The organism is Saccharothrix sp. CB00851 (assembly GCF_001905065.1).
Lineage (GTDB): Bacteria > Actinomycetota > Actinomycetes > Mycobacteriales > Pseudonocardiaceae > Actinosynnema.
The window spans coordinates 163,343-189,767 of the sequence record NZ_LWLC01000002.1; the positions used below are offsets into that span (position 1 = coordinate 163,343).

The 26,425-nt window shown below is 70.5% G+C and carries 29 protein-coding genes; 13 read left to right on the forward strand and 16 right to left on the reverse strand.

The features are described from left to right. Positions 1-8 precede the first annotated feature (8 nt). From A6A25_RS05025 to A6A25_RS05035, 3 genes are all read left to right on the forward strand, one after another. Positions 9-203, forward strand: a complete 195-nt coding sequence (locus tag A6A25_RS05025; protein ID WP_073886565.1) for a DUF3046 domain-containing protein — start codon at positions 9-11, stop codon at positions 201-203. Between the two features lie 171 nt (positions 204-374). Further along, on the forward strand, positions 375-1,418 hold the full coding sequence (gene recA / locus A6A25_RS05030) for a recombinase RecA (protein WP_073886566.1): 1,044 nt from the start codon (positions 375-377) through the stop codon (positions 1,416-1,418). Positions 1,419-1,454: 36 nt separating this feature from the next. Further along, positions 1,455-2,009 carry a regulatory protein RecX gene (locus A6A25_RS05035; protein ID WP_073886641.1) on the forward strand — a complete coding sequence of 185 codons (555 nt, stop codon included), beginning with the start codon at positions 1,455-1,457 and terminating at the stop codon, positions 2,007-2,009. A 67-nt stretch (positions 2,010-2,076) separates the two neighbouring features. Here the strand turns inward: A6A25_RS05035 and A6A25_RS05040 are convergent, their stop codons facing one another. After that, positions 2,077-2,766, reverse strand: coding sequence for a YqeB family protein (locus A6A25_RS05040; RefSeq protein ID WP_073886567.1), 690 nt, complete (start codon positions 2,764-2,766; stop codon positions 2,077-2,079). A 54-nt stretch (positions 2,767-2,820) separates the two neighbouring features. Here A6A25_RS05040 and A6A25_RS05045 point away from each other — a divergent pair, with 54 nt between their 5' ends. Then, positions 2,821-3,462, forward strand: a complete 642-nt coding sequence (locus tag A6A25_RS05045) for an HAD family hydrolase (protein ID WP_073886568.1) — start codon at positions 2,821-2,823, stop codon at positions 3,460-3,462. Positions 3,463-3,518: 56 nt separating this feature from the next. Here A6A25_RS05045 and eda read toward each other — a convergent pair whose 3' ends face one another. Continuing rightward, a complete protein-coding gene (eda, locus tag A6A25_RS05050; RefSeq protein ID WP_073886569.1) occupies positions 3,519-4,157 on the reverse strand; it encodes a bifunctional 4-hydroxy-2-oxoglutarate aldolase/2-dehydro-3-deoxy-phosphogluconate aldolase in 639 nt (212 codons plus the stop codon). After that, positions 4,154-6,019 (reverse strand): phosphogluconate dehydratase, encoded by a 1,866-nt coding sequence (gene edd, locus A6A25_RS05055; protein ID WP_073886570.1) that lies wholly within the window; start codon positions 6,017-6,019, stop codon positions 4,154-4,156. Before edd ends, eda begins: the two co-directional genes overlap by 4 nt. 227 nt (positions 6,020-6,246) lie before the next feature. Between edd and A6A25_RS05060 the strand changes: the two genes are divergently transcribed. The 4 genes from A6A25_RS05060 (at position 6,247) to A6A25_RS05075 (ending at position 10,061) form a co-directional block, all read left to right on the forward strand. Beyond that, the gene (locus A6A25_RS05060; protein WP_073886642.1) at positions 6,247-6,543 is read left to right on the forward strand and encodes a hypothetical protein; all 297 of its coding nucleotides are present in this window, start codon (positions 6,247-6,249) and stop codon (positions 6,541-6,543) included. A gap of 118 nt (positions 6,544-6,661) precedes the next feature. Then, positions 6,662-7,423 (forward strand): hypothetical protein, encoded by a 762-nt coding sequence (locus tag A6A25_RS05065; RefSeq protein WP_073886571.1) that lies wholly within the window; start codon positions 6,662-6,664, stop codon positions 7,421-7,423. A gap of 9 nt (positions 7,424-7,432) precedes the next feature. Next, on the forward strand, positions 7,433-9,310 hold the full coding sequence (locus A6A25_RS05070) for a fumarate reductase/succinate dehydrogenase flavoprotein subunit (RefSeq protein WP_073886572.1): 1,878 nt from the start codon (positions 7,433-7,435) through the stop codon (positions 9,308-9,310). Position 9,311: 1 nt separating this feature from the next. Then, positions 9,312-10,061, forward strand: a complete 750-nt coding sequence (locus tag A6A25_RS05075; protein WP_073886573.1) for a succinate dehydrogenase/fumarate reductase iron-sulfur subunit — start codon at positions 9,312-9,314, stop codon at positions 10,059-10,061. Positions 10,062-10,119: 58 nt separating this feature from the next. Here the strand turns inward: A6A25_RS05075 and A6A25_RS05080 are convergent, their stop codons facing one another. The 5 genes from A6A25_RS05080 to A6A25_RS05100 all read right to left on the reverse strand — a co-directional run bounded on the left by A6A25_RS05080 (position 10,120) and on the right by A6A25_RS05100 (position 13,215). Next, positions 10,120-10,323 carry a hypothetical protein gene (locus tag A6A25_RS05080; RefSeq protein WP_073886574.1) on the reverse strand — a complete coding sequence of 68 codons (204 nt, stop codon included), beginning with the start codon at positions 10,321-10,323 and terminating at the stop codon, positions 10,120-10,122. After that, positions 10,320-11,525 carry an MFS transporter gene (locus A6A25_RS05085; protein ID WP_073886575.1) on the reverse strand — a complete coding sequence of 402 codons (1,206 nt, stop codon included), beginning with the start codon at positions 11,523-11,525 and terminating at the stop codon, positions 10,320-10,322. The genes A6A25_RS05080 and A6A25_RS05085 overlap by 4 nt, the downstream gene beginning before the upstream one ends. A 68-nt stretch (positions 11,526-11,593) precedes the next feature. Beyond that, complete coding sequence (locus tag A6A25_RS05090; protein WP_073886643.1) at positions 11,594-12,184, reverse strand: TetR/AcrR family transcriptional regulator; 591 nt, start codon at positions 12,182-12,184, stop codon at positions 11,594-11,596. Between the two features lie 48 nt (positions 12,185-12,232). Continuing rightward, positions 12,233-12,544, reverse strand: a complete 312-nt coding sequence (locus A6A25_RS05095; protein ID WP_143192961.1) for a hypothetical protein — start codon at positions 12,542-12,544, stop codon at positions 12,233-12,235. 200 nt (positions 12,545-12,744) lie between these two features. Further along, the gene (locus tag A6A25_RS05100; RefSeq protein ID WP_073886577.1) at positions 12,745-13,215 is read right to left on the reverse strand and encodes a hypothetical protein; all 471 of its coding nucleotides are present in this window, start codon (positions 13,213-13,215) and stop codon (positions 12,745-12,747) included. Between the two features lie 221 nt (positions 13,216-13,436). Between A6A25_RS05100 and A6A25_RS05105 the strand changes: the two genes are divergently transcribed. Further along, positions 13,437-13,961 (forward strand): hypothetical protein, encoded by a 525-nt coding sequence (locus A6A25_RS05105; protein WP_073886578.1) that lies wholly within the window; start codon positions 13,437-13,439, stop codon positions 13,959-13,961. 198 nt (positions 13,962-14,159) lie between these two features. On the opposite strand, the gene A6A25_RS05110 is transcribed toward A6A25_RS05105, so the two are convergent. The 3 genes from A6A25_RS05110 to A6A25_RS05120 all read right to left on the reverse strand — a co-directional run bounded on the left by A6A25_RS05110 (position 14,160) and on the right by A6A25_RS05120 (position 18,261). Next, complete coding sequence (locus A6A25_RS05110; protein WP_073886579.1) at positions 14,160-17,003, reverse strand: vitamin B12-dependent ribonucleotide reductase; 2,844 nt, start codon at positions 17,001-17,003, stop codon at positions 14,160-14,162. A gap of 105 nt (positions 17,004-17,108) precedes the next feature. Next, positions 17,109-17,567 carry a transcriptional regulator NrdR gene (gene nrdR / locus A6A25_RS05115; RefSeq protein WP_073886580.1) on the reverse strand — a complete coding sequence of 153 codons (459 nt, stop codon included), beginning with the start codon at positions 17,565-17,567 and terminating at the stop codon, positions 17,109-17,111. Between the two features lie 196 nt (positions 17,568-17,763). Next, entirely contained in the window at positions 17,764-18,261 is a 498-nt protein-coding gene (locus A6A25_RS05120; protein WP_143192962.1) for a LysM peptidoglycan-binding domain-containing protein, read from the reverse strand. Positions 18,262-18,502: 241 nt separating this feature from the next. Between A6A25_RS05120 and lexA the strand changes: the two genes are divergently transcribed. Then, a complete protein-coding gene (gene lexA / locus A6A25_RS05125) occupies positions 18,503-19,180 on the forward strand; it encodes a transcriptional repressor LexA (protein WP_241828507.1) in 678 nt (225 codons plus the stop codon). Between the two features lie 4 nt (positions 19,181-19,184). Here lexA and A6A25_RS05130 read toward each other — a convergent pair whose 3' ends face one another. The 3 genes from A6A25_RS05130 to A6A25_RS05140 are packed head-to-tail and all read right to left on the reverse strand — an operon-like array spanning position 19,185 to position 22,204. Beyond that, the gene (locus A6A25_RS05130) at positions 19,185-20,216 is read right to left on the reverse strand and encodes a hypothetical protein (RefSeq protein WP_198932570.1); all 1,032 of its coding nucleotides are present in this window, start codon (positions 20,214-20,216) and stop codon (positions 19,185-19,187) included. A 4-nt stretch (positions 20,217-20,220) separates the two neighbouring features. Further along, positions 20,221-21,666 (reverse strand): GTPase HflX, encoded by a 1,446-nt coding sequence (gene hflX, locus A6A25_RS05135; protein ID WP_073886583.1) that lies wholly within the window; start codon positions 21,664-21,666, stop codon positions 20,221-20,223. Positions 21,667-21,709: 43 nt separating this feature from the next. Next, positions 21,710-22,204, reverse strand: coding sequence for an ArsR/SmtB family transcription factor (locus A6A25_RS05140; RefSeq protein WP_073886584.1), 495 nt, complete (start codon positions 22,202-22,204; stop codon positions 21,710-21,712). 62 nt (positions 22,205-22,266) lie between these two features. On the opposite strand from A6A25_RS05140, the gene A6A25_RS05145 reads away from it, so the two are divergent. The 3 genes from A6A25_RS05145 to A6A25_RS05155 all read left to right on the forward strand — a co-directional run bounded on the left by A6A25_RS05145 (position 22,267) and on the right by A6A25_RS05155 (position 24,705). Next, on the forward strand, positions 22,267-23,484 hold the full coding sequence (locus A6A25_RS05145) for an MFS transporter (RefSeq protein WP_073886585.1): 1,218 nt from the start codon (positions 22,267-22,269) through the stop codon (positions 23,482-23,484). A gap of 101 nt (positions 23,485-23,585) precedes the next feature. Further along, a complete protein-coding gene (locus tag A6A25_RS05150; RefSeq protein ID WP_158073681.1) occupies positions 23,586-23,852 on the forward strand; it encodes a hypothetical protein in 267 nt (88 codons plus the stop codon). Continuing rightward, the gene (locus A6A25_RS05155) at positions 23,845-24,705 is read left to right on the forward strand and encodes an SMP-30/gluconolactonase/LRE family protein (protein ID WP_073886587.1); all 861 of its coding nucleotides are present in this window, start codon (positions 23,845-23,847) and stop codon (positions 24,703-24,705) included. Before A6A25_RS05150 ends, A6A25_RS05155 begins: the two co-directional genes overlap by 8 nt. Here A6A25_RS05155 and dapF read toward each other — a convergent pair. Then, a complete protein-coding gene (gene dapF / locus A6A25_RS05160) occupies positions 24,702-25,502 on the reverse strand; it encodes a diaminopimelate epimerase (protein ID WP_073886588.1) in 801 nt (266 codons plus the stop codon). The two genes, A6A25_RS05155 and dapF, sit on opposite strands and share 4 nt — an antisense overlap. 10 nt (positions 25,503-25,512) lie before the next feature. Then, positions 25,513-26,421, reverse strand: a complete 909-nt coding sequence (gene miaA / locus A6A25_RS05165; RefSeq protein WP_073886589.1) for a tRNA (adenosine(37)-N6)-dimethylallyltransferase MiaA — start codon at positions 26,419-26,421, stop codon at positions 25,513-25,515. Between the last annotated feature and the right edge of the window lie 4 nt (positions 26,422-26,425).

A 26,425-nucleotide genomic window follows, 5' to 3' on the forward strand; every position in this document is an offset into this window, starting at 1 on the left:
TGGACCCGATGCGCATCACGATGTTCCGCAAGCTGATGGCCGCCGAGTTCGGCGAGGTCAGGGCGGAGATGGTGGCCAGGGACCACGTGCTGTCCGCCCTCGGCGGCCGGACTCCCGACCAGGCGTTGGAGGACGGTGTGCCCGCCAAGGAGATCTGGGTGGCCGTCTGCGACGCGTTCGACGTGCCGGAACAGCGGCGGTGACCCGGCGTGTCGACCAGGTGGTCGAACACCTGTTCGGCTACACTCCCCGACACGACCGGGTGACAACACCCCGCAGGTGACCTGGTCCCCACCGAAAAATGTCGGACCCCACCCGTAACGTCGGTCCCGACATCGCACCGCGACCCCAAGACACTCCGAGGTGGACTCCAGATGGCACCCCAGGCACCCGACCGGGACAAGGCCCTCGAACTGGCCCTGGCCCAGATCGACAAGCAGTTCGGCAAGGGCTCGGTCATGCGGCTCGGCGAGGAGACCCGCGCCCCGATCCAGGTGATCCCCACCGGCGCGATCGCGCTCGACGTCGCGCTCGGCATCGGCGGCCTGCCCCGCGGCCGCGTGATCGAGATCTACGGCCCCGAGTCCTCCGGTAAGACCACGGTGGCGCTGCACTCCGTGGCCAACGCCCAGCGCAACGGCGGCATCGCGGCGTTCATCGACGCCGAGCACGCGCTCGACCCGGACTACGCGAAGAAGCTGGGCGTCGACACCGACGCGCTGCTGGTCTCGCAGCCCGACACCGGCGAGCAGGCGCTGGAGATCGCGGACATGCTGGTCCGCTCCGGCGCGCTCGACATCCTGGTCATCGACTCGGTGGCGGCCCTGGTGCCCCGCGCCGAGATCGAGGGCGAGATGGGCGACAACCACGTGGGTCTGCAGGCCCGCCTGATGAGCCAGGCGCTGCGCAAGATCACCGGTGCGCTCAGCTCGTCCAACACCACCGCGATCTTCATCAACCAGCTGCGCGAGAAGATCGGCGTGATGTTCGGCTCGCCCGAGACCACGACCGGTGGCAAGGCGCTGAAGTTCTACGCGTCGGTGCGGCTGGACGTGCGGCGCATCGAGACCCTGAAGGACGGCGGCGAGCCGGTCGGCAACCGCACCAGGGTCAAGGTCGTGAAGAACAAGGTGGCCCCGCCGTTCAAGCAGGCCGAGTTCGACATCCTCTACGGCCAGGGCATCAGCCGTGAGGGCTCGCTCATCGACATGGGCGTCGACCAGGGCATCCTGCGCAAGTCAGGCGCCTGGTACACCTACGAGGGCGACCAGCTGGGCCAGGGCAAGGAGAACGCGCGGAAGTTCCTGCGCGAGAACCCGGACGTGGCCAACGAGATCGAGAAGCGGATCAAGGAGAAGCTGGGCATCGGCGCCACCCTCGACGCCGAAGAGGCCGCTGCGGCTCCGGTCGAGTTCTAAGCGGGCGTGGCAGGACGAGGTGGCCGTGGTCGCGGGCTGTCCCGCGACCCTTCGGCCGACGAGGACGAGCCGCGCCCGGTCGACCCGGCGAAGGAGCAGCGCAAGGCGACGGACATCTGCTACGCGCTGCTCACCGCACGGGCCCGGACGCGCGTGGAGTTGAAGGACGCCTTGCTGCGCAAGGGCATCAGCGAGCAGACGGCCGAGCTGGTGCTGGCCAAGTTCGACCGGGCGGGCCTGATCGACGACGCCGCGTTCGCCGAGGTCTGGGTGCGTTCGCGGCACACCTACCAGGGCCTGGGCCGCCGTGCCCTGGCCATGGAGCTGCGCCGCAAGGGCGTGGCGGACGAGGTGGCGGCAGAGGCCGTCGCCGCGGTGGACGACGAGGCCGAGGAAGACCGGGCCCGTGACCTGGTGCGCAAGAAGCTGCGCGCCATGGCGAACCTGGACGACACCACCAAGATCCGCCGCCTGGTCGCCGCCCTGGCCCGCAAGGGCTACGCGGAGGGTTTGGCCTACCGCGTGGTCCGCGAGGAACTGCGCCGGGCGGGCGAGGACGCGTCCACGTTGGACGAGCTGACCCAGGACTGACGCCCGGTCACGTGTCGCCCGTCGTCGGCGGCCGACCTCGGGCGGCCTCGCGTCGCCGCCTACTACCTCAGGGCAGCGGCCGGGGCAGGCGCCAGTACTGGCGCTTCTTCTCCTCGCGCACGACGACACCGAGCCGGCTCAACTCGTCCCGCAGCTCGGCCGCGTCCTCCTTGTCGCCCTTGCGCAACGCCTCGGCCCGCACCTTCAGCAACGCGTTCGCACCCGGCGGGAGGTCGGGCGTGCCGTCGACCCACCGCCGGTAGTCGTCCCGGTACGGGTCACCGTCCAGCCACTGGTAGCCGTGCGTCTGGAACGCCTCGGCCAGCTCCTCCGGCTTCAGGTCGTGCGTCTCCCGCGCCAACTCGCCGGTGTCCACGCCGAGCAGCACCAGCTTCTTGCCGTCCAGGAACACACCGGACACCAGCGTCCGGTCGAAGCTGCGGTGCCTGCCGCCCCGCAGCAGCTCGACGCCCTCGTTGAACACCTCGACCACCAGCCGCTCGTGCGCCGCGATCCCGGCCACCAGCAGCCCCAGCACCGCGCCCGCGGCCACCGAGCCGATCGTCGCCCACGGCTCCGGGATCGACGCCACCAACCGGAACGGCCCCTGCATCGGCGCCCAATCCAGGTCGGCCACCCACCCGGCGATGGACTTCAGCCCCCACACCACGAGCGCGCCCAGCACCGGGAACCCGACCGACACTAGCGCCACCTGCCCGCGTGGCTCGGCGACCACCGTGGTCCGTCGCGCGTTCATCCCCCACTACCTCCCCAGAAGTGAGCCCTCAACCTATCGCCGTAGCCTGATCGAGTGAGGATCAGGGCCGAGCACATCGTCTGGGACTGGAACGGCACGCTGTTCGCCGACAACGACGCCGTGCTCGCCGCGGTCAACCGGGTCTGCGCCGACTTCGGCCACCCGCCCATCACGCTGGAGCAGTGGCGCGAGACGTACAGCCGCCCGATCAAGGACTGCTACGAGCGGATGTTCGGCCGACCGCTGACCGGCGCGGACTGGACCCGCATCGACCTGGTCTACCACGCCGAGTACCGAACCCTGATGGACCGGTGCGAGCTGGCTGTAGGCGTGCCCGACCGGCTGGCCGCGCTGCGCCACACCCAGTCGCTGCTGTCGATGTGGTTGCACGACGAGCTGGTGCCGCTGGTCACCCGCTTCGGCCTGCACGAGCTGTTCCGCCGGGTCGACGGCCTCAAGGCCGCGGGTGACGGCGGCTCGAAGGCCGAGCACCTCGCCGAGCACCTGGACGCCCTGAAACTGCACCCGAAGGACGTCGTGCTCATCGGTGACGTGGCCGACGACGCCGAAGCCGCCCGGCACGTGGGCGCGCGGGTCGTCCTGGTCGCCACCGGCGCCAGCTCGCGCCAGGTGCTGGAACGGACCGGCGCCCCGGTCGCCGACTCGATCCCCGGGGCCCTCGCCCACCTGGCCTGACCGGGCGCGGCGCGGACGAAGGGCGCCTACTTGCGAGAAGACGCCCTTCGTGCCGCTCAGAGAGCCGAAGCGGCCCGGGCCAGCTCCTCGACCCGCGCCCAGTCGCCCGCCGCGAGCGCCTCCTTGGGTGCTAGCCACGACCCGCCCACGCAGCCGACGTTCGGCAGCGCCAGGTAGTCCGGCGCGGTCGCGGGGGTGATGCCGCCGGTCGGGCAGAACCGCAGGCCGGGCAGCGGACCGCCGATCGACTTGAGGTAGTCCACCCCGCCCGCGGCCTCGGCCGGGAAGAACTTCAACGACGTCAGCCCGCGTTCGGCCAGCCGCATCGCCTCCGACACGGTCGCCGCGCCCGGCAGGAACGGCAGCCCGGTGTCCTCGGCCGCGTCCAGCACCCGGTCCGTCGACCCCGGCGTCACCAGGAACGCCGCACCGGCCTTGGCCGCCTGCTCGGCGTGCTCCGGCGCGGTCACCGTGCCCGCGCCGATCACGATGCCCGGCACCTCCGCCGCCACCCGCTCGATCGCGGCCAGCGCGGCGGGCGTGCGCAGCGTCAGCTCGATCACCCGCACCCCGCCCCGCAGCAGCGCCTCCGCCAACGGCACCGCGTGCGCCGCGTCGTCCACCACGACGACCGGGATGACGGGGGACAGCGCCAACAAGTCGGCCGCCGTGGCGTGCGCTGGGGCGTTGGTCACCGGGACACCTCCTGGTTGAACTGGCCTGCGAAGTGCGAGGCCGCGATCGGTCCGAACACGCTCGCGCCCCGGTCGGCTGGCCCGACCGCCCGGCGCAGCGCGGCGAACAGCTCCCGGCCCGTGCCGGTCCACGCCTGCGCGTCCGGCGGGAAGTCCACCAGGTCGCGTGCGGCCAGCTCCGCCGGGTCCACGAACACCTCCAGCGTGCCGGTCTCGGCGTCCAGCCGCAGCACGTCGCCGTCGCGCACGCGGGCCAGCGGACCGCCGACCGCCGCCTCCGGCGTCACCTGGATGGCGGCCGGGATCTTGCCCGACGCGCCGGACATCCGACCGTCGGTGACCAGCGCGACCTTGAAGCCCCGGTCCATCAACACGCCCAGCGCGGGCGTCAGCTTGTGCAGCTCGGGCATCCCGTTGGCCTGCGGGCCCTGCTGTCGCACCACCACGACCACGTCCCGCTCGAGCTCACCGGCGTTGAACGCGGCGCTGAACGCCTCCTGCGAGGTGAACACCCGCGCGGGCGCCTCGACGACCCGGTGCTCCGGCTTGACCGCCGACACCTTGATCACCGCGCGGCCGAGGTTGCCCGACAGCATGCGCAGGCCGCCGTCGGCCGCGAACGGCTCCGACACCGGGCGCAGCACGTCGGTGTCCAGCGAGTGCGGCGGACCCGGCCGCCACTGCAGCACGCCCTCGACCAGCACCGGCTCCTTGCGGTAGGGGTCGAGCCCGTCACCGGCCACCGTCTTGACGTCGGCGTGCAGCAGGCCCGCGTCCAGCAGCGTCGAGACCAGGAACGACGTGCCGCCCGCGGCCTGGAAGTGGTTGATGTCGGCCGAGCCGTTCGGGTAGATCCGGGTCAGCAGCGGCACCACCGAGGACAGCTCGGAGAAGTCGTCCCAGCTCAGCTCGATGCCCGCGGCCGACGCGATCGCGACCAGGTGCATGGTGTGGTTGGTCGACCCGCCGGTGGCCAGCAGCGCGATCACGCCGTTGACCACGGACTTCACGTCCACCACTTGCCCGATCGGGGTGTACTCCCCGCCCCGGCTGATCTCCACCGCGCGCCGCGCGGCCTCCTCGGTCAGCGACTTGCGCAGCTTGGTGCCCGGCGGCACGAAGCTCGCGCCGGGCAGGTGCAGGCCCATGACCTCGACCACGAGCTGGTTGGAGTTCGCCGTGCCGTAGAACGTGCAGGTACCGGGGCTGTGGTAGGACTGCGCCTCGGCTTCGAGCAGGTCCTCGCGGGTGGCCTTGTTCTCCGCGAACAGCTGCCGCACCCGGGCCTTCTCCGAGTTCGGCAGGCCGGAGTGCATCGGGCCGGCGGGCACCAGGATCGTCGGCAGGTGCCCGAACGACAGCGCGCCGATCAGCAGGCCGGGCACGATCTTGTCGCACACGCCGAGCAGCAGCGCCGAGTCGAACATCTCGTGCGACAGGGCGACGCCGGTGGCCATCGCGATGACCTCGCGGCTGAACAGCGAGAGCTCCATGCCCGCGCGGCCCTGGGTGATGCCGTCGCACATGGCGGGCACGCCGCCCGCGAACTGCGCGACGCCGCCGACGGCCCGTGCCGCGTCCTTGATCCACGCCGGGTACTCGTGCATCGGCTGGTGGGCGGACAGCATGTCGTTGTACGCGGACACGATCGCCACGTTCGGGCGACGCAGTGCACGAAGGAGGTCTTTGTCACCGCCCGTGATCCCGGCGAACCCGTGCGCCAGGTTGCTGCACGCCATGTCGCGGCGGGCGGGGCCCTCTTGCTGGGCCCGGGCGATGCGTTCCAGGTAGGCGGACCGGCCGGCGGCGCTGCGGGCGGCGATTCGAGCCGTCACTTCGGCGACGACGGGATGCACGCTCATGGTTCGCTGTCTCCGGTGGTGATCACGGGCCGTGGTGGGCCCGGTGGGACGACAGCGCTGGCGTCGCACGGACGGACGTGACAGCAGGCACACTATGTCACGACACATGATCGTGACAAAAACGATTCAGATCCTGGGACGCGACCCGGGACACACTGTGGTTCTTGTCACAGCGCCTTCCACTTGGCAGAGTCGGCACACGGACCGACCCGAGGGAGGTGCTGACCATGACGTCCTCCGAGATCGTGGAGCTGCGCCGGGCGCTTGGCCAACTGCGCCACTGCGTCGGCGGCCTGCGCGCGCGGTACGGCGACGTGGCCGCGGTGCAGAGGCTGGCCAACGACGTCGAACGCCTGGACATCGACGCGACCGAACTGTTGGACCTGGACAGCACGCCCCGCCAGCGCCAGGCGCCGCGGGTCGAGCGGGAAGTCGTCGTCGTCCCCGACACGCCGTACGACCCGAAGCTGTGGCACGACGCCGACGACGAAGGGCTCGGCGGCTACCGCAGCCATCGAACCTGACCCGAGGACGAGACCGGCCCCCGCGTGCGAACGCGGGGGCCGCTCCCGTTTACGGGCCGGTTATGTGTCCCAAACCACAATGTGTGACGCACCACAACGACGTGGAACGAGGTGAGGTATGAGGGCGCAGATCGCCCAGCGCACGTTGCGCACGGACCGGTGGTGGCTACCGCCGCTGGCGACGTTCGCGGGCCTGCTCCTGATTTCGATCTACGCGGCCGTGCGGACTTTCATGGGCGACCACTACTGGGTGGACGAGTACCGCTACCTGACGCCCATGTACTCGCCGTGCCTGACGGAGGAGTGCCTGCCCAACGCGGCGCACTTCGGGCGGCTGCTGCCCGAGCTGCCGGGGTTCCTCACCCCGCCGGTGATCATCATTCCGTTCCTGCTCGGCTTCCGAGTGACCTGCTACTACTACCGCAAGGCGTACTACCGGGCGGCGTGGATGTCCCCTCCCGCCTGCGCGGTGGCCGAACCGCACGCCAAGTACACCGGCGAGACGCGGTTCCCGCTGATCGCGCAGAACCTGCACCGCTACTTCTTCTACGCGGCCTCGCTCCTGCTGCTGATCAACATCTACGACGCGTTCTACGCCTTCAGCACCGGCATCGGCCTGGGCAACATCGTGCTGCTGGTCAACGTCGGCCTCCTGGCCGCGTACACGCTGTCGTGCCACTCGTGCCGCCACATCGCGGGCGGGCGGCTCAAGCACTTCTCCAAGCACCCGGTCCGGTACTGGGCGTGGACGCAGATCTCCAAGCTCAACGCCAAGCACATGCAGCTGGCGTGGGCCTCGCTGATCTTCGTCTGCGTCACGGACCTCTACGTCGCGCTGGTCGCCTCCGGGACGATCGCCGACCTCCGATTCGTCAACTGAGGAGTGGTTTTGCCCGAGCTGGAACGGCATTCGTTCGACGTGCTCGTGATCGGTGCCGGCGGTGCGGGGCTGCGCGCCGCGATCGAGGCCCGCGAACACGGGATGCGCACGGCGGTGCTGTGCAAGTCGTTGTTCGGCAAGGCGCACACGGTGATGGCCGAGGGCGGTATCGCCGCGGCCATGGGCAACGTGAACTCGAACGACAACTGGCAGGTGCACTTCCGCGACACGATGCGCGGCGGGAAGTTCCTGAACAACTGGCGGATGGCCGAGCTGCACGCCAAGGAGGCGCCCGACCGGGTCTGGGAGCTGGAGACCTACGGCGCGCTGTTCGACCGCACCAAGGACGGTCGGATCAGCCAGCGCAACTTCGGCGGCCACGAGTACCCGCGGCTGGCGCACGTCGGCGACCGCACCGGGTTGGAGCTGATCCGCAGCCTGCAGCAGAAGGTGGTGTCGCTGCAGCAGGACGACTTCGCCGAGACCGGCGACTACGAGTCGCGGCTGAAGGTGTTCCAGGAGTTCACCGTCACCGACCTGGTGCTGGACGAGGGCCGCGTGGCGGGCGCGTTCGGCTACTGGCGCGAGTCGGGCCGGTTCGTGCTGTTCGAGGCGCCCGCCGTGGTGCTCGCGACCGGCGGCATCGGCAAGTCGTTCAAGGTGACGTCGAACTCGTGGGAGTACACCGGCGACGGCCACGCGCTGGCCCTGCGCGCGGGCGCGTCCCTGATCAACATGGAGTTCGTGCAGTTCCACCCGACCGGCATGGTCTGGCCGCCGTCGGTGAAGGGGATCCTGGTCACCGAGTCGGTCCGCGGTGACGGCGGCGTGCTGCGCAACTCCGACGGCAAGCGGTTCATGTTCGACTACATCCCCGAGGTGTTCAAGGACAAGTACGCCGACAACGAGGCCGAGGCCGACCGCTGGTACGCCGACCCGGGCAACAACCGGCGGCCACCGGAGCTGCTGCCGCGCGACGAGGTGGCGCGGGCGATCAACTCCGAGGTCAAGGCCGGGCGCGGGTCCGAGCACGGCGGCGTGTTCCTGGACGTGTCCACGCGCCTGCCCGCCGAGGAGATCATGCGGCGGCTGCCGTCGATGCACCACCAGTTCAAGGAGCTGGCCGACGTCGACATCACCGCGCAGCCGATGGAGGTCGGGCCGACCTGCCACTACGTGATGGGCGGTGTGCAGGTCGACCCGGACACGGGCGCTTCGTCGGTGCCCGGGCTGTTCGCGGCGGGCGAGGTGTCCGGCGGGATGCACGGCTCGAACCGGCTGGGCGGCAACTCGCTGTCCGACCTGCTGGTGTTCGGGCGCCGGGCGGGCGCGGGCGCGTCGGACTACGTGGGCGGGCTGTCGGCTCGGCCGGTGTGCTCGGACGAGGCCGTGGCCGAGGCGGAGCGGACGGCCGTGGCGCCGTTCTCCGGTGCCGACGGTGGCGGTGAGAACCCGTACACGCTGCACATGGAGTTGCAGCAGGCGATGAACGACCTGGTCGGCATCATCCGGAAGGCCGAGGAGATGGACCAGGCGGTCGAGCGGCTGGAGGAGCTGAAGCGGCGGGCCGCGACCGTGGTGGTCGAGGGGCACCGGCAGTTCAACCCCGGCTGGCACCTCGCGCTCGACCTGCGCAACATGCTGCTGGTCAGCGAGTGCGTGGCGCGGGCCGCGCTGCTGCGCACGGAGAGCCGTGGCGGGCACACGAGGGACGACTTCCCGAGCATGGACGCCGAGTGGCGGCGCAAGCTGCTGGTCTGCCGGTCGGCGGGCTCGTCGGTCGAGGTCGTGGAGGAGCCGCAGGTCCCGATCCGGTCGGACCTGCTGGCGTTGTTCGAGCACAGCGAGTTGCAGAAGTACCTGACCGCCGACGAGCTGGAGGGCTGACATGGGGTACCAGGGGCACTTCCGGGTGTGGCGCGGTTCGGACGAAGGCGGTGGGCTGGAGGATTTCACCGTCGAGGTCAACGAGGGTGAGGTCGTGCTCGACGTCATCCACCGGTTGCAGGCGACCCAGACGCCGGATCTCGCCGTGCGGTGGAACTGCAAGGCGGGCAAGTGCGGGTCGTGCTCGGCGGAGATCAACGGCAAGCCGCGGCTGCTGTGCATGACGCGGATGTCGGTGTTCGCGGAGGACGAGACGGTGACCGTGACGCCGATGCGCACGTTCCCGGTGATCCGCGACCTGGTCACGGACGTGTCGTACAACTACCAGAAGGCACGGGAGATCCCCGCGTTCAAGCCGCCGGCCGGTGTGGCGCCGGGGGAGTACCGGATGCAGCAGGTCGACGTGGAGCGCTCGCAGGAGTTCCGCAAGTGCATCGAGTGCTTCCTGTGCAACAACACGTGCCACGTCATCCGCGACCACGAGGAGAACAAGGAGTCGTTCGCCGGGCCGCGGTTCCTGATGCGGGTGGCCGAGCTGGAGATGCACCCGCTCGACCAGGCCGACCGCGTGCAGGAGGCGCAGTCGTCCCACGGCCTGGGGCTGTGCAACATCACCAAGTGCTGCACCGAGGTCTGCCCCGAGCACATCAAGATCACCGACAACGCGCTGATCCCGATGAAGGAACGCGTCGCCGACCGCCGTTACGACCCGATCGTCTGGCTGGGCAACAAGCTGTTCCGGCGGTCCTGAAGTCCGGACAGGGCGGTGCGGAACAGCACCGCCACGTCGACCACGAACCCGCGTCGCGTCATCCCCGGGTGGCGCAACGCGGGGCCGTGGTCCCAGACGACCGTGACGACCGCGCACCCGCCTCGCCGACCTGGAACCGCCGGCCGCTCCGCACGATCGCGGGCCGCAGCCGTGCGCGACGGGCGAAGTCCGGATCACCGACCTCCTGCCGCCGCCGCGCCTCCGCCTCGAAGTCCTCGACCCAACGCCCGAAACCGCTCACGTCCGTCCTCCTGTCGTCGTGCCGTCCAGGATGGACGGGTCGGCGGGGGCGGACCGTGTGGATCCGGTGGAGGCTTTGTGGAGATCCGGGAGCAGGCTGACCAGGCCGAGCACCGCGAGCCCCACGCCGAGCCACAGCGGCGCGCGCAGGCCGTGGTCGGTGATGAGCAGGCCGCCCAGCCACGAGCCGATGATGATGCCGAGCGTGATGAACGAGCCGTGCACGGTGTTGACCAGCGGTCCGGTGCTGCCCGTCCGCTGGACCCGGGTGACCAGCGCCGGGTTCATCGTGACGCCGACCAGGCCGATGCCGAGCAGGCTCACCACGGTGGGCAGCTTGGCGTCGGTGAACAGGGCGAAGCCGGTGAGGAACAGGGCGTTGAGCCCGAGGCCGGTGACCAGCGTCGGCAGCGCGTACCGGTCGGCGAACCGGCCGACCACGTGGTTGCCGACGACCGTGGCCGCGCCGTAGGCGACGAGCAGCAGCGGGACCGTGCCCGTGGCGAAGCCGGTGACGTCGGTCAGGATCGGGTTGGCGTAGCTGAACGCGGCGAACGTCGCGCCGATGACGCACGTGCTGGTGGACAGCACCAGCCACAGCTTCGGCCGGGCCACGGCCCGCAGTTCGGCGCGCACGCCGCCGTCGCCGCCGGCGCGGTCCAGCCGGGGCACACCCGCGACCGTGCTGGCGGCGGCCACGACGGTGAGCACCGCGATGCCCCAGAACGCCGCCCGCCAGCCGAGGTGCTCGCCGAGGAACGTGGCCAGCGGCAGGCCGAGCAGCGTGCCGAGCATCAGCCCGTTCAGCACGGTCGCGGTGGCCCGGCCGCGCAGGTTCTCCGCGACCAGGGCGGACGTCACCGACAGCGCCACGCCGAAGAACGCCTGTGCCGCCGCGCCGGTGACGACCCGCGCGACGAACATGACGCCGTACCCGGTGGCGGTGGCGGCGAGGACGTTGCCGACGAGGAAGACGGCGAACAGCGTCATCAGCGCGGGCTTGGGGCGCAGGCGGAGCATCAGCACGGTGAGCAGCGGTCCGCCGACGGCCATCGCGGCGGCGAACGCGGTGATCAGGTAGCCGATCTCGGGGATGGTGACGTGCAGGCCGTCGGCCATCTGCGGCATGAGTCCGGCGACGACGAACTCGCTGGTGACCATGGCGAAGATGCCGAGGGCGAGCAGGTGGACGACACGGGGCATTCCGGTGCTCCTATTTTGTATTGATCTATCCAAAACGCGGGCAGCGTCGAAAGGGCTCAAGGCGTCCTTCAGAGGGCTTCGAGTGCGGTGTCCGCGATGGCCTTCAAGGTCGGGATGTCCGCGCCGCCCTGGCTGGCGACCCGGATGCCCGCGATGACGGCGTTGAGGAACCGCGCCAGCTCCGCCGGGTCGCGCCCGGACCTGAACTCACCGTCCCGCAGGCCGGTCGCGATGACCGCCCGCAGCGCGTCCAGCCTGCGTCGCTGGTCGCGTTCGACCAGCTCGGCGGCCTCGCGGTCCCGTCCGGCCAGCTCCACGGTCGTGTTCACGGTGAGGCAGCCGATCCCGCGATCGTCGCGCCGGTTCTCCACCTCGCCCGCGATGACCGCGTCGAACAGGTCGCGCAGGCGGTCCTCCGGTGACCGCGTCTCGTCGTCGAGCAGTGCGATCTGGCTGGCGGTCATCAGCTCGGTGTAGCGGATGAGGGCGCGCTTGAAGAGCTCGTGCTTGCTGCTGAACGTGTTGTAGATGCTGCTGCGCCCCAACCCGGTGGCGCGGCACAGGTCTTCGGTGGACGTGGCCTCGTAGCCGTTCGCCCAGAACGTGCGCATGGCGGCGTCGAGCGCTTGCTCCTCGTCGAACTCCTTGGGTCGGGGCACGTGGCTCACGCTAGCAGTTCTGGAACGGCCTATCCAAAACTCAGCGGCTCACGCCGGTCCAGCGTCGGCCCGCGCCAACCGCTCCGACAACCCACCGGCCACGTCCCCACCGCCCACGTCCTCCAGCACGCCGGGGACGTCCTGGGCAGCCATCCCCACCGCGAGCACGTGCAGGCCGTCCCGGCGCGCCCTCTCGGCGGACCCCGGGTCACCGAACCACTCGTCCCAGTCGTTCGGCGTGACCACCGTCGTGACGCAGCCGCTCATCGACACCAGCTCGCCCTCCGGCAACCCGGCGTCCTGCCAATCCCGCCGCCCTTCCCGCGCCGCCACCCGGTACCCGGCCAGGACGTGCGCCATCAGTCCCACCCACTCGCTCGCATGCCCGGCATCGTAGGTTCCGCGCACGGCACGGGCGTGCGAAAAAACGGGCGATCAGCCGGCGAGACTTGTCCGAGTGTCAGGTTCGAGACTCGCCGATGACGGTACAAACCCGGTACCAAGCCGCGGCTGCGTGCTCTCGCACGGCGGGCGGCAGCCATGACCTGAAGAGGTCGCTGTCAACGCAGCGCTGCGTGCTGGTGAGGCACCTCGATGAGTTCGACGCCGGTCAGATCGCAGACGGTCCGCAGTCGAGTTCGCCATTGCGGCTGGGTGTCCAGGGCGGGGACCACCACCGCGGCGCGGGCCGCGGTCCGGTCCAGGCCCTGCCGGGTGAACCAGGGGTCCAGTGCCGTGGCGCTGCGGATCCAGTGCCGGTACAGCACCGCCTGGCCGACCGCGTGCCGGTAGTAGCCGCCGACACCGCGGGCTCCCCGCACCTTCATCTCGACTGCCCATGGCACCTTGCCCTGGCGCATCAGGGCATCGAGGTAGCGGGCGGCGTTGCTCGTAGTTCGGCCCCAGCGGGGGCCCTGGAAGCGGCAGCGGAGCACCACGGAGGACACCGAGTTGGCCCAGTCGGGCTTGTCGTCGATGTCGTGTGCACCCCACCGCTCCAGCGCGGCCTTCAGCTCGTCGCGCGTGATCACGCAGACTCCCGTTCTCCCCATCGCGTCGTGGCGCTGGTCGGTCGGTGGCTGGTCACGACGCCGTAGCCGTTCAGGGTGCCGGACCCCACTCGGGTTCGTCGAGCTCGACGTCGCCGTTCAAGTCACCGGCGCATACTCGACAGGCAAGCCTTGTGAGTATGCACCGCAGGGGTCTACGCTGATACCCGTCAAGCAAGCCTTTCGGGTATTGGGAGTGCGGCGTGATCCACATCAAGCTGGGCGAGAAGCGGTCGATCCTGCCCGAGCACAACGACGAGATGCGCCGGGAGTGGGTCGGCTACGACCCCATGTTGTCCCCTGAGGCCATCTTCGAGCAGAACCGAGGCCGTTGGCTGTTGGGCAGCCGGGCGGAGAAGGAGAAGTACGCCGTGTTCAGCCACGCCGGGGTCATCCGATGTGTGGCCGAGATCGCCGGCTTCGAACCCTTCGGCAAGAAGCGCGCGATCATCGGCACCGTCCTCGGCGCCGGTCATCCGGTCCACGACGCCCTCATCAACACGGCGGCGCCGGACACCTTCCGCAACCCGGTGACCTACGCCCCCGACCCGGGAGCAGCGATGACCTGTGCGTGCGGCTGTGGTAGCCCGGTGGCCGGTCGCAGCACCTTCGTCGCCGGCCACGACCAGCGCGCCGTGCACCGCCGCATCACCGCGCAGTGGGGTTCCACGCTCGGCTTCCTCACCTGGTTCGACGCCACCTACGGCCGGCCCGACGGCACCGGCTGACCAGGCGCTGCTCACGTCGCCGGCTGACCAGGCGCCGCGACCGACACCCGTCGCACCCGGCGCCGCGCACCCCCGACGCGCCCGCTCGCGGGGCGTCGAGGGCGACTCGCGCGAACGGCGGCTCGCACGTGGTGACATCCGGCGCGCCCGCCGGGATGTTCCGCGAGAATCCGCAGGACATCCCGGCGAGCTTCGCGATCAGCTGCAGCCCGAGGTGGAGCCGCAGCCCTCGCACAGGTAGCACGAGCCGGCCGGGCGCATCTTCGTGCCGCACGTCATGCACAGCGGAGCGTCGGCGGCCTTGCCCAGGTGCAGTTCGAGCAGTTCCGTGGAGCTGCCCACCTTGATGTCCTGCGGCTTGGACTTCTTCTCCGCCTGGGCCGGCTCGGTGGTCGGGGTGGCGTCGACCGACGTGCGCAGGCCTTCCAGGTCCACATCACCGTTGCCGTAGTCGGACGCCACCTGCGCGGTGCGCTCGTCGGCGGTGAAGATGCCCAGCTGGGCCCGCTTCTCGAACGGCAGGTAGTCCAGCGCCAGGCGGCGGAACAGGTAGTCCAGGACGCTGGTCGCGATGCGGACGTCCGGGTCGTCCGTCATGCCCGCCGGCTCGAAGCGCAGGTTCTGGAACTTCGAGACGTAGAACTCCAGCGGGATGCCGTACTGCAGGCCCACCGAGATGGACATCGAGAACGCGTCCATCACGCCGGCCAGCGTCGAACCCTGCTTGCCCAGCTTGACGAAGATCTCGCCCAGGCCGTCGTCCGGGTACGACCCGGCGTGCAGGTAGCCCTCCGCGCCGCCGACCGTGAACGACACCGTCTGCGACGGGCGCTTCTTCGGCAGCCGCTTGCGCACCGGGCGGTACTCCACGACCGTCTCGGTCTTGGCCTCGACCGCCGAGGACGCCTTGGCCGACTTGCCCGCCGACAGCGGCTGGCCGACCTTGCAGTTGTCGCGGTAGATCGCCAGCGCCTTCAGGCCGAGCTTCCAGCCCTGGTAGTAGATCTCCTCGACCTCCTCGACGGTCGCCGTCTCCGGCATGTTCACCGTCTTGGAGATCGCGCCCGAGATGAACGGCTGCACCGCGGCCATCATCCGCACGTGGCCCATCGGCGCGATCGAGCGGTCGCCCATGGCGCAGTCGAACACCTCGTAGTGCTCGGGCTTGAGGCCCGGCGCGTCCACCACGTGGCCGTGCTCGCCGATGTACTCGACGATCGCCTCGATCTGCTCCTGCTGGTAGCCCAGCACCTTCAGCGCCCGCGGCACGGTCTGGTTGACGATCTGCATCGAGCCGCCGCCGACCAGCTTCTTGAACTTCACCAGCGCCAGGTCCGGCTCGATGCCGGTGGTGTCGCAGTCCATCATCAGGCCGATGGTGCCGGTGGGCGCGAGCACGCTGGCCTGCGCGTTGCGCCAGCCGTTGCGGGCGCCGATGCGCTGGCACTCCTGCCACGCCTTGGTCGCGACCTTCTGCACCGCGCCGTCGTTCGCGTGGTACGTGCGCAGCATGTCGTTGGCGGCCGAGTGCTTGCGGATGACCCGCTGGTGCCCTTCGGCGTTGCGGGCGTACCCGTCGTACGGGCCGACGATGCCCGCCAGCTCGGCGGACCGCTTGTACGCCACGGCCTGCATCAGGGACGTGATCGCGGCGGCCAGCGCGCGGCCACCCTCGGAGTCGTACGCGTGACCGGTCGCCATGAGCAGCGCGCCGAGGTTCGCGTAGCCGATGCCCAGCTGGCGGAACGCGCGGGTCGTCTCGCCGATCGCGGGCGTGGGGAAGTCCGCGAAGCAGATCGAGATGTCCATCGCGGTGATGATCAGCTCGACGGACTTGGCGAACAGCTCCGCGTTGAACGTGCCGTCGTCGGACAGGAACTTCATCAGGTTCAACGACGCCAGGTTGCAGCTGGAGTTGTCCAGGTGCATGTACTCCGAGCACGGGTTCGAGGCCGTGATGCGGCCCGACTCCGGCGTGGTGTGCCAGTCGTTGATCGTGCCGTCGTACTGGATGCCCGGGTCGGCGCACTCCCACGCGGCCTTCGCCAGCTTGCGGAACAGGTCCTTGGCGTCGACGTGCTCGATGACCTCGCCGGTCATCCGGGCGCGCAGGCCGAACTGGCCGCCGTTCTCGTAGGCGTGCATGAACTCGTCCGACACCCGGATCGAGTTGTTCGCGTTCTGGTACTGCACGGACACGATGTCCTTGCCGCCCAGGTCCATGTCGAACCCGGCGTCGCGCAGCGCGCGGACCTTGTCCTCCTCGCGCGCCTTGGTCTCGATGAACTCCTCGACGTCCGGGTGGTCGACGTCCAGCACGACCATCTTCGCCGCACGGCGCGTCGCGCCACCGGACTTGATGGTGCCCGCGGACGCGTCCGCGCCGCGCATGAACGACACCGGGCCGGACGCCGTGCCGCCGGAGGACAGCAGCTCCTTGGACGAGCGGATGCGCGAGAGGTTCAGGCCCGCGCCGGAGCCGCCCTTGAAGATCAGGCCCTCCTCGCGGTACCAGTTCAGGATCGACTCCATCGTGTCGTCGACCGACAGGATGAAGCAGGCGCTGACCTGCTGCGGCGAGGTGGTGCCGACGTTGAACCACACCGGCGAGTTGAAGCTGAACACCTGGTGCAGCAGCATCCAGGTCAGCTCGTGCTCGTAGATCTCGGCGTCGTCGTCGGTGGCGAAGTAGCCGTGCTTGAGGCCGGCCTCGACGTAGGTCTTCACCACGCGGTCGATGAGCTGCCTGAGGCTGTGCTCGCGCTGCGGCGTGCCCACCGCGCCGCGGAAGTACTTGCTGGTGACGATGTTGGTGGCGTTGACCGACCAGAAGTCGGGGAACTCGACACCGCGCTGCTCGAAGTTCACCGAGCCGTCGCGCCAGTTCGTCATGACGACGTCGCGGTGCTCCCAGGTGACCTCGTCATAGGGGTGCTTGCCCGCGGTGGTGTAGACGCGCTCCACCTTCAGCTTGGCGTTCTTGTCCCCCGCGCCGTTGCGGGTGGCCGTCTTCTTGCTGGAGCCACCGACGGTCTCCGTCATCCCGGGTCCCTCTCGTCTTGCTCGTCTTGGAAAATTCTCTGCGGCGCGACCACGTCCGGGCTCCCCGTCCGAGGCGGTCGCGCGTTGTCCTGCGTCGCGTTCCGCTCAGTCGTCAGTGCGCTGGGCGGTGCGAAGATCGGCGATCTCCTTCTCGAAGTCCTCGACGGAGGAGAAGGAGCGGTAGACGGAGGCGAACCGCAGGTAGGCCACCTCGTCCAGGTCGCGCAGCGGGCCGAGGATGGCCAGGCCCACCTCGTGGCTCGGGATCTCGGCGTTGCCGCCCGAGCGGATGGACTCCTCGACGCGGTGCGCCAGCTGCTGGAGGGCGTCCTCGTCCACCGGGCGGCCCTGGCAGGCGCGTCGCACGCCGTTGACGACCTTGTCGCGGCTGAACGGCTCGGTGACGCCGGAGCGCTTGACCACCGCGAGCACGGCTTCCTCCACGGTGGTGAACCGGCGACCGCAGCTCGAGCACGAGCGCCTGCGGCGGATCACCTGGCCCTCGTCGACCTCCCGCGAGTCGACCACGCGGGAGTCGGCGTTGCGGCAGAACGGGCATCGCACGACTGGTCCCCCCTCCTGCGGGCAGCATCCATCGCGTCAGCCCCCGTGATGGGGAAAACCCCAACCTGTGGACTAACTACAACGGTGTAACCACTAGATGTAGGGGTCAACCTATGCCTGGGCCCTACTGCTTCGCAACTCAACACGCGTGGCCCGGGTCACTCGAACGGCTCTACCTGCACGACCCGCGAGGAGGTCAAGGGGTGCCGTGGGGGACGACCAGGGACTGGCCGGGGACGACGTCGGAGGCCGGGAGGGGGTTCAGCTCGCGGATGCGGGCGACGACGGCGTCCGGGTCGCTGGCGGGTGCGCTGCGCTCGGCGACGTCCCACAGGGTCTCGCCCACTTGGACGTGCACGACGCTGGTGCGTTCGGGGACGGTGGTGGCGCCGGAGACGTACAGGTAGAGCAGGCTCAGCAGGGCGGCGAAGGCCGCGGCGACCGCCGCGTAGGCGACGAACTGGACGGCGGGGTGGCGGCGCGGGCGGGTCTCGCAGGCGACCGGCTCGGGCGCGGTCTGGTGCACGGCGAGCGGCCGGGGGCGGGTCGACGGGCGGCGGTTGTCCTTATCGTGTACCTCGAACCGGCGAAGGACCCGTGGTCCAGGTCGCAATCCCGCGCCGAGGGCGACATCCTCGACACCGGCACCGTCCACCAGTTCGAAGCCGTTCCGGGTGCCAATGACCACCGCCATGATGTCCTCCAACGCAGGTCATCCGATCATGATCGAACCTGTGTTCGATCGAACGTCCGTGCGAATGTCTACCACTTCGTCGGGCGAAATCGCTAGGACACGCCGACGTTTACTTCGAACAGGTGTTTGATCTGGACACGGAACGCGACTACCGTCCACAAGTGAAGATCGTCGGAGAGCCGGCCTGGGCAATCGGGACCGGTGAGGAGGAAGCACCGTGGCACGCAAGACCAACGAAGACCTGCGCACCGCAGCCGTGCCCTCCGCGCCCGAACCGGCGGACATCGCGGGCAACGCCGGGCTCACCCTGCGCCAGCGCAAGGTGCTCGACGTGATCCGCGACTGGCTCGACCGGTTCGGCTACCCGCCCAGCGTGCGTGAGATCGGGGAGGCGGTCGGCCTGACCTCCACCTCTTCGGTCGCCCACCAGCTGCGCGCGCTGGAGCGGAAGGGGTACCTGCGGCGCGACCCGAACCGGCCGCGCGCCGTGGGCGTGCTGCCCGCGGAGATCGTGACCGGCCTCGACCCGGCCTCCAAGCCGACTCCCGCGTACGTGCCCATGCTGGGCCGCATCGCGGCCGGTGGGCCGATCCTGGCGGAGGAGGCGATCGAGGACGTGTTCCCGCTGCCGCGCGAGATCGTCGGCGAGGGTGACGTGTTCCTGCTGAAGGTCGTGGGTGACTCGATGGTGGACGCCGCCATCACCGACGGCGACTGGGTCGTGGTCCGCCAGCAGCCGACGGCGGACAACGGCGAAGTGGTGGCCGCGATGATCGACGGCGAGGCCACCGTGAAGACGTTCAAGCGCAAGGAGGACGGCCACGTGTGGCTGATGCCGCACAACGAGGCCTACCAGCCCATCCCCGGTGACGAGGCGTCGATCCTGGGCAAGGTCGTGGCGGTCCTGCGCAGGCTCTGATCTCTCACGCCCGACGGCGGCGCGACCGGCGCACGAGTGCTCCCACCAGCACCAACGCCACCGCGCCGCCGCCCACCACCGGCCACGGCGACGACGTGTCGCCCGCCGGGGGAGCGGTGTCGTCCGCGGCCGCCGGGGCGTCCGGTGCAGGCGTGGTGGTGGAAGTGGGTGCGGGCGGCACGGCCAACGCCGCCGCGCCCGTCACCGCGCGCACGGCGGACGACGTGCCACCGGCGTTGCCGAACTCGGACGCCGACAGCAGCGTGCCGTCCGGGTCGAACGCGATCGCCTCGCCCTGCGGCTCACCCGCCAGCGGGACCCGCACCGGGTCGGACTCCAGCGCCTTCGCCAGGTCGCCGTCCGGTACCGGGAACAGGTACGCGTCGGTGTAGGTGCGCAACGCCGCCACCCGACCGTCCCGCGCCATCGCGCCACCCGTGACCAGGCGCGTCACCACGGAGTTCTGCAACGGCCCGCCCGCGGTGTCCGTCGTGCTGATCGACACCCGCGCCACCTGCTCCATCGGCGTCGGTGCGCCCTCGCTCAACCCGGACGCCGGCCGGTACACCAGCGCGGAGCCGATCGTTTCCTTGGTGATGATGTGCGGAATGCCGGAACCGTCGAGCAACAATGCTTCGGCGTCGTGCTTTCCGTCAGGGTACGTCAGTCGGTACAAACGAGCGCTGCCGTCCGGTGAAACCGCGTGCAATGCCACGGTTTCGCGTGATTTCCCGTTGTCGCCGATGTCCGCCACCCAGAGCGTTCCGTCAGGGGCCAAGGCGAGGTCTTCGACGTCGAACGGGTTGTTCGGCGCGGTGATGGTCCGGGTGATCGCGCAGGTGCGGTCGAGCACCTGGATCTGCAACCGGCCGTTGTCGCTGTCGTTCACCGCGAACCACTGGTCGCCGTTGGACGCGAGCCCGGACAGCTCCTCCAGCCGCTGGTCGGTCACCGCGCACACGTCGGCGACGGCCGGTTCCGCCACGGCGGAACCGGCCGTCACCACCAGCCCCAGTGCTACCAGCAACGCTCGCAACGGCTCAGGCGCGGCTTCCGTTCACGGCGAACTGCTCCAGCACGCCCGCCAGGTCCGGCCGGACCCGGGCGGACAGCTCGGTGCCCTCCTCGGTGTGCCGCTCCTTGAGCACCTCGCCCTCGCGGTGCACGCGCGCGACCAGCTCGCCCCGCGCGTACGGCACGAGCGCGTCGACCACGACCTCCGGCCGGGGCGTCATGGCCGCGATGCGCTCACGCAGCTCGGCGATGCCCTCGCCGGTGTGCGCGGACACGAACACCGCCGTGGGGAACAGGTGCCGCAGCCGGGCCAGGCCCAGCTCCGCCACCGAGTCGATCTTGTTCACCACGAGCAGCTCGGTCGGCATCGGGTCGTCGCGCCGCGACGAGATCTCGGTGATCACCTCGCGCACCGCCTTGACCTGCTTCTCCGGCATCGCGTCGGACCCGTCGACCACGTGGACCAGCAGGTCCGCGTCGGCGACCTCCTCCAGCGTCGACCGGAACGCCTCGACCAGCTGGTGCGGCAGGTGCCGCACGAAGCCGACCGTGTCGGTCAACGTGTAGGGCAGGCCCTCGGGCGTCTCGGTGCGCCGCGTGGTCGGGTCGAGGGTCGCGAACAGGGCGTCCTGCACCAGCACCCCCGCGCCGGTCAGCGCGTTGAGCAGGCTGGACTTGCCCGCGTTCGTGTAGCCCGCGATGGCCACGTTCGGCACCGAGTTGGCCACCCGGCGGTGCCGCTTGGTCTCCCGGATGACGCTCATCGCGGCGATCTCGCGGCGCAGCTTGGAGATGCGCGCGCGGATGCGCCTGCGGTCGGTCTCGAGCTTGGTCTCACCGGGACCGCGCAGACCCACGCCGCCGTTGCCGCCGCCGGCACGACCACCGGCCTGCCGGGACAGCGACGCACCCCAACCGCGCAGTCGCGGCAGCAGGTACTGCAGCTGGGCCATCTCGACCTGCGCCTTGCCTTCACGCGTGGACGCGTGCTGGGCGAAGATGTCGAGGATCAGCGCGGTGCGGTCGACGACCTTGACCTTGAGCTTCTCCTCCAGCTGCCGCAGCTGGCCGGGGGAGAGCTCGCCGTCGCAGATCACCGTGTCCGCGCCGGTCGCGATCACGATGTCGCGCAGCTCGCCCACCTTGCCGGAACCGATGTAGGTGGCCGGGTCCGGCCGGTCGCGGCGCTGCACGAGGCCTTCCAGCACCTCGGAGCCCGCGGTCTCGGCGAGCAGGGCCAGTTCGGCCAGGGAGGCCTCCGAGTCGGCCGCCGTGCCCTCGGTCCACACGCCGACCAGCACGACCCGCTCCAGCCGGAGCTGGCGGTACTCGACCTCGGTGACGTCCTCGAGCTCGGTGGACAACCCGGCTACGCGGCGCAGCGCGGCTCGCTCTTCGAGCGCCAGGTCGCCGGTGGACAGCTCGTCCTCGTGGTCGAGCCAGTCGTTGCTGTTGTACGTGTTTTCCGTCATTTGCCCTTCATCGTCCCACGGCACCCCGACCCGGACCGAGTGGTTAATCGCCTGGGTAGAGAGCCAGGTAGATCGCCACGCGTTCCCCGTCGGGGTGGGCCGGCTCGGTTGCCAGCTCATCCAACAACGTCTGGAGGCGCCGTTTTAGTTCCTCGGGGTCGACGCGCGTGACGAGCCGGAACTGCTTCATGGCGGCCGGGCCTACGTCGGCGACCTCGCTCAGGAACGCCTGGAACACGGCCTCGCTGGTCTGCTCCGGGTACGGGACGTCGCCCTTGGTGAGCCGCCAGGACAGCCCGGTCGACCGGTAGGGGATCTCCCGCGCCCCTCGGTTGCCCGTGCGCTCCTCCTGGGGCTCCAGGAAGCCGGTGGCGACGAGTTTGCGCACGTGGTGGAGGGTGGTGGCGGGGTCTTTGCCGAGCCGTTCGGCGATCTCCTTGTTGGTCAGCGCCCGGTCGTACGTGAGCCGGATGATGCGCAGCCGCACCGCCGAGGCCAGGGCTGCGGCTTCGTCGTCGGTCGCCGGGCGTCTCTCCACCCACCAAGCATAGAGAACCAAGTGATTGACAGTTTCCAATCACTCCCGCGACACTTCCCGCCGTGTCCCTCTGGTCTCATCGCGACTTCCGCCTGCTGTGGGCAGGCGACACCATCAGCCAGTTCGGCTCCACGATCGGCCGCACCGTGTTGCCGCTGCTCGCGGTGGGCGCGCTGGCCGCCACGCCGTTCGAGATGGGTGTGCTCTCGGCGGCGGGCACGGCCGCGTTCCTGCTGATCGGGCTGCCCGCCGGGGTGTGGGTGGACCGGCAGAGACGTCGGCCGGTGATGCTGGTGGCCGACTTCACCCGGGCCGGGCTGCTGCTGTCGGTGCCGCTGGCGTGGTGGCTCGGCGTGCTCACGTTGGCCCAGCTCGTCGTGGTCGCCCTGCTGGTCGGGGCAGCCACGGTCATGTTCGACGTGGCCTACCAGTCGTACCTGCCGGTCCTGGTCGGGCGGGACCAGCTGGTCGACGGCAACTCGAAGCTGGAGGCCAGCCGGGCCGTGGCGGAGGTGTCGGGCCCGGCGGCGGCCGGTGGCGTGGCGCAGCTGGTCGGCGCGGCGATCGGCGTGCTGGCCACCGCGGTCGGCTACCTGGCTTCGGCGCTGTTCCTGCTGCGCATCCGCACGGTGGAGCCGCCGCCGCGGCAGCCGGACAAGCCCGGTCTCGTCCACGAGATCGCCGAGGGCCTGCGGTTCGTCTTCGGGCACCGGTCGCTGCGCGCGATCGTCGGCTGCACGGGCACCGCGAACTTCTTCGGCGGCATGGCGGCGGCCGTGCTGGTGCTGTTCCTGGTCCGCGACCTGGGCCTGTCCGAGGGCGTGGTGGGCCTGGTGCTCAGCACGGCGGGCATCGGCGGCGTGCTGGGTGCGCTGACCGTGAACCGGTGGAACGCGCGCTTCGGCCAGACCAAGGTGATCTGGCTGTCCGGCCTGGTCACGTGGCCGCTGGGGGTGCTCGTGCCGCTCGGCGCGGCGGACTGGCGGATCGTGTTCGTGCTCATCGGCGAGGCGGCGGTGGCGTACGGGGCGACGGTCTACAACATCGCCCAGGTCAGTTACCGGCAGTCTTTGTGCCCAGACCACCTGCTCGGCCGGATGAACGCGAGCATCCGGTTCGTGGTGTGGGGCTCGATGCCGCTGGGCGCCCTGGTCGGCGGCGTGCTCGGCGGTGGTATCGGGGTCACGGCCACGTTGGCGCTGGGCATGGGGTTGCAGGCGGCGTCCGTGCTGTGGGTGGTGCTGTCCCCGCTGAGGAAGCCCGATGCCGTTACCGCGTGACTTCCGGCTGTTCTGGGTCAGCGACGCGGTCAACGTGCTCTTCCTGCTGCGCGACCTGGCGCTGTCGACGGCGGTCGCCGCGGTGCTGCTGGGGGTGGGTGGTGCCGGCGACGCGGTGGCGGGGCCTGGTCGCCGGTCGGTTGGCGCGGCTCGGGCAGGTGCGGCTGGTGTGGCTGTCGTTGCTGGTCACGCAGCCGGCGTGGGTGCTGGTGCCGGTGGCCGAGCCGGGGTGGGGGGTGGCGTTGTTCGCGGTCGGCACGCTGGTCGCGTCGGCGGGGATGCTCCTGTCCGTCGTTTGGGTACTCCTGTCACCGCTGCGATCGATGCGGGACCTGCCCGTGATCACTAGCGTCGAGGGGCATGGCTGACACCACCGTGCTGCGCGAAGGTCTCCGGTTCGGCGAGGGGCCGCGCCAGGGACCGGACGGGCGGCTGTACTACTCGGACTTCTACGACCACCAGGTCCGGGCGCTCGACCTGGGCACGGGCGAGGAGGAAGTCGTCTGCGAGGTGCCGGAGCAGCCCTCGGGGCTGGGCTGGCTGCCGGACGGGCGGCTGCTCGTGGTGTCGATGAAGGACCGCAAGGTGCTGCGGCTGGAGGACGGTGGCGCGCTGGTCGAGCACGCAGACCTGAATGGCGTCGCGACCTTCCACGCCAACGACATGCTGGTCGACGCGCACGGCCGCGCGTACGTCGGCAACTTCGGCTTCGACCTGCACGCCGCCATCGCGGCGGGTGGCGAGGCGCCCATGCTCGAACCGGGCTGGGTCGCGCCCGGCACGCCGTTGGCGCTGGTCAGGCCGGACGGGTCGGTCGAGGTGGCCGCCGAGGACCTGAAGTTCCCGAACGGGATGGGGCTGCTGCCGGACGGACGGCTGGTGGTGGCCGAGACGCTGGCGTTCGAGTTGACGGTGTTCGACGTGGATTCCGACGGCCGGCTGTCCGGGAGGCGGGTGTTCGCGTTCCTGCGCGACCACGGGATCGCGCCGGACGGCATCGCGGTGGACGCCGACGGCGGTGTGTGGGTCGCGCCCGCGCTCCAACCGTTCGTGTTCCGGGTCGAGGAGGGTGGGGAGATCACCCGGAAGGTGGAAACCGGTCAGGTGTGCTTCGCGGTCGCGATCGTGGACGGCAGGCTGGTCTGCTGCACGGCGCCCAGTTCGCAGCCCGAGGTGGTGGCCGGCGCGCGGTCGGGCAAGCTGGAGGTGTTCGACCTCTAGAGCGAGTCCCACCACGACTGGTCGAGTTCGCCCCGGGCCAGCAGGACGGCCGGTCCGGTGAGCGTGGAGCCCTCCTCCTCGATCACCACCGACACCTGTCCACCGAGGACGTCCACAGTGGCCTTGCCGGTGTGCCGACCCGTCCCGTACAGCCACGACGCCACCGAGGCCACGGTGCCCGTGCCGCACGACCGGGTCTCGCCCACGCCGCGCTCGTGCACGCGCATCTTCAGGGCACCCTCGTCGAGGACGTTGACGAACTCGACGTTCACGCCGTGCGGGAACTGCACCGGGTCGTGACCGGGCGGCAGCTTCAGGTCCAGTTCCGCGACCGGCACCTCGGTCACGCACGCCAGGTGGGGGTTGCCGACGTCCACCGCGACACCGCCGAAGGCGGTGCCGCCGACCGTGGCCGTGCCGGTGCCGGTGACCAGCACGCGACCCATGTCCACGGTCACCGTGCCGTCGTCGTGCACGGTGACGTGCCGCTCACCGGCGCGCGTACCGACGGTGAACTCCCCCGAGGGCATCAACTCGGCCTCGACCAGGTACTTCGCGAACACCCGCACCCCGTTGCCGCACATCTCGGCGATCGAGCCGTCGGCGTTGCGATAGTCCATGAACCACGGGCCGAAGTCGGGTCGCACGATCCGCAGCACGCCGTCCGCGCCCAAGCCGCGCCGCCGGTCGCAGAGCGCGCGCACCCGTGACCCGGTCAGGTCCAGCAGGCCGTCCGCGTCGGGCAGCACGACGAAGTCGTTCTCGGTGCCGTGGCCCTTCAGAAACTCGATCCCCACGGGCACCAGGCTACGGCGTCACCAGCTTGAGCACGTCCTCGGTCAGGGTGGCGGAGCCGGCGTCGAACCAGGTGACCCGCTGGTCGCGGCGGAACCAGGACCGCTGCTTGCGCACGAACCGCCGGGTGGCCTGCGCGGTCGCGGCGGCGGCCTCGTCCAGTGGGTACTCGCCGTCGAGCGCGGCCAGCACCTGCTGGTAGCCCAGCGCGCGGGACGCCGTGCGGCCGTCGCGCAGGCCGCGTGCCTCCAGGGCGCGCACCTCGTCCACCAGGCCCTCGTCGAACATGCGCGTGACGCGCGCGTCGACCCGCTCGTCCAGTTCGGACACGTCGCGGTCGAGGCCGACGAGCACGGTGCCGTACCGGGCGGGGCCCGGCTTGGGCAGGGTGGCGGAGAACGGCTGACCGGTCAGCTCGATGACTTCGAGCGCGCGGACGACGCGGCGGCCGTTGCTGGGCAGGATCGCGAGCGCGGCGGCCGGGTCGAGCTGCGCCAGCCGCCCGTGCAGCGTCTCCGACCCGAACACGGCCAGCTCCTGTTCGAGCTGGGTGCGGATCTTCTCGTCCGTGCCGGGGAAGGTGAGGTCGTCCAGCACGGCCTGCACGTACAGGCCCGAGCCGCCGACCAGGACGGGAGTGCGGTGCTCGGCGAGCAAGCGTTCGATGGCGGAGCGCGCTTCGCGCTGGTAGGCGGCCACGGACGCGGTCTCGGTCACGTCGAGCACGTCGAGCAGGTGGTGCGGTACGCCGTGGCGCTCGGCTTCGGTGATCTTGGCCGTGCCGATGTCCATGCCCCGGTAGAGCTGCATCGCGTCGGCGTTGACCACCTCGCCGCCCAGTTCGACGGCCAGCCGCACGGCGAGGTCGGACTTGCCGGTGGCGGTGGGTCCGACGACGGCGACGGGGATCGGGGTGTGCACGCCC

Bases quoted from the DNA above. Each gene is read 5' to 3' on its own strand.
- A6A25_RS05075 (WP_073886573.1), top strand. From the start codon at position 9,312: ATGGGGTACCAGGGGCACTTCCGGGTGTGGCGCGGTTCGGACGAAGGC.
- A6A25_RS05120 (WP_143192962.1), bottom strand. From the start codon at position 18,261: ATGGCGGTGGTCATTGGCACCCGGAACGGCTTCGAACTGGTGGACGGT.
- hflX (WP_073886583.1), bottom strand. From the start codon at position 21,666: ATGACGGAAAACACGTACAACAGCAACGACTGGCTCGACCACGAGGAC.
- recA (WP_073886566.1), top strand. From the start codon at position 375: ATGGCACCCCAGGCACCCGACCGGGACAAGGCCCTCGAACTGGCCCTG.
- A6A25_RS05040 (WP_073886567.1), bottom strand. From the start codon at position 2,766: ATGAACGCGCGACGGACCACGGTGGTCGCCGAGCCACGCGGGCAGGTG.
- A6A25_RS05065 (WP_073886571.1), top strand. From the start codon at position 6,662: ATGAGGGCGCAGATCGCCCAGCGCACGTTGCGCACGGACCGGTGGTGG.
- A6A25_RS05085 (WP_073886575.1), bottom strand. From the start codon at position 11,525: ATGCCCCGTGTCGTCCACCTGCTCGCCCTCGGCATCTTCGCCATGGTC.
- edd (WP_073886570.1), bottom strand. From the start codon at position 6,019: ATGAGCGTGCATCCCGTCGTCGCCGAAGTGACGGCTCGAATCGCCGCC.
- A6A25_RS05095 (WP_143192961.1), bottom strand. From the start codon at position 12,544: ATGGCGCACGTCCTGGCCGGGTACCGGGTGGCGGCGCGGGAAGGGCGG.
- A6A25_RS05110 (WP_073886579.1), bottom strand. From the start codon at position 17,003: ATGACGGAGACCGTCGGTGGCTCCAGCAAGAAGACGGCCACCCGCAAC.
- A6A25_RS05060 (WP_073886642.1), top strand. From the start codon at position 6,247: ATGACGTCCTCCGAGATCGTGGAGCTGCGCCGGGCGCTTGGCCAACTG.
- A6A25_RS05155 (WP_073886587.1), top strand. From the start codon at position 23,845: ATGGCTGACACCACCGTGCTGCGCGAAGGTCTCCGGTTCGGCGAGGGG.
- A6A25_RS05025 (WP_073886565.1), top strand. From the start codon at position 9: ATGCGCATCACGATGTTCCGCAAGCTGATGGCCGCCGAGTTCGGCGAG.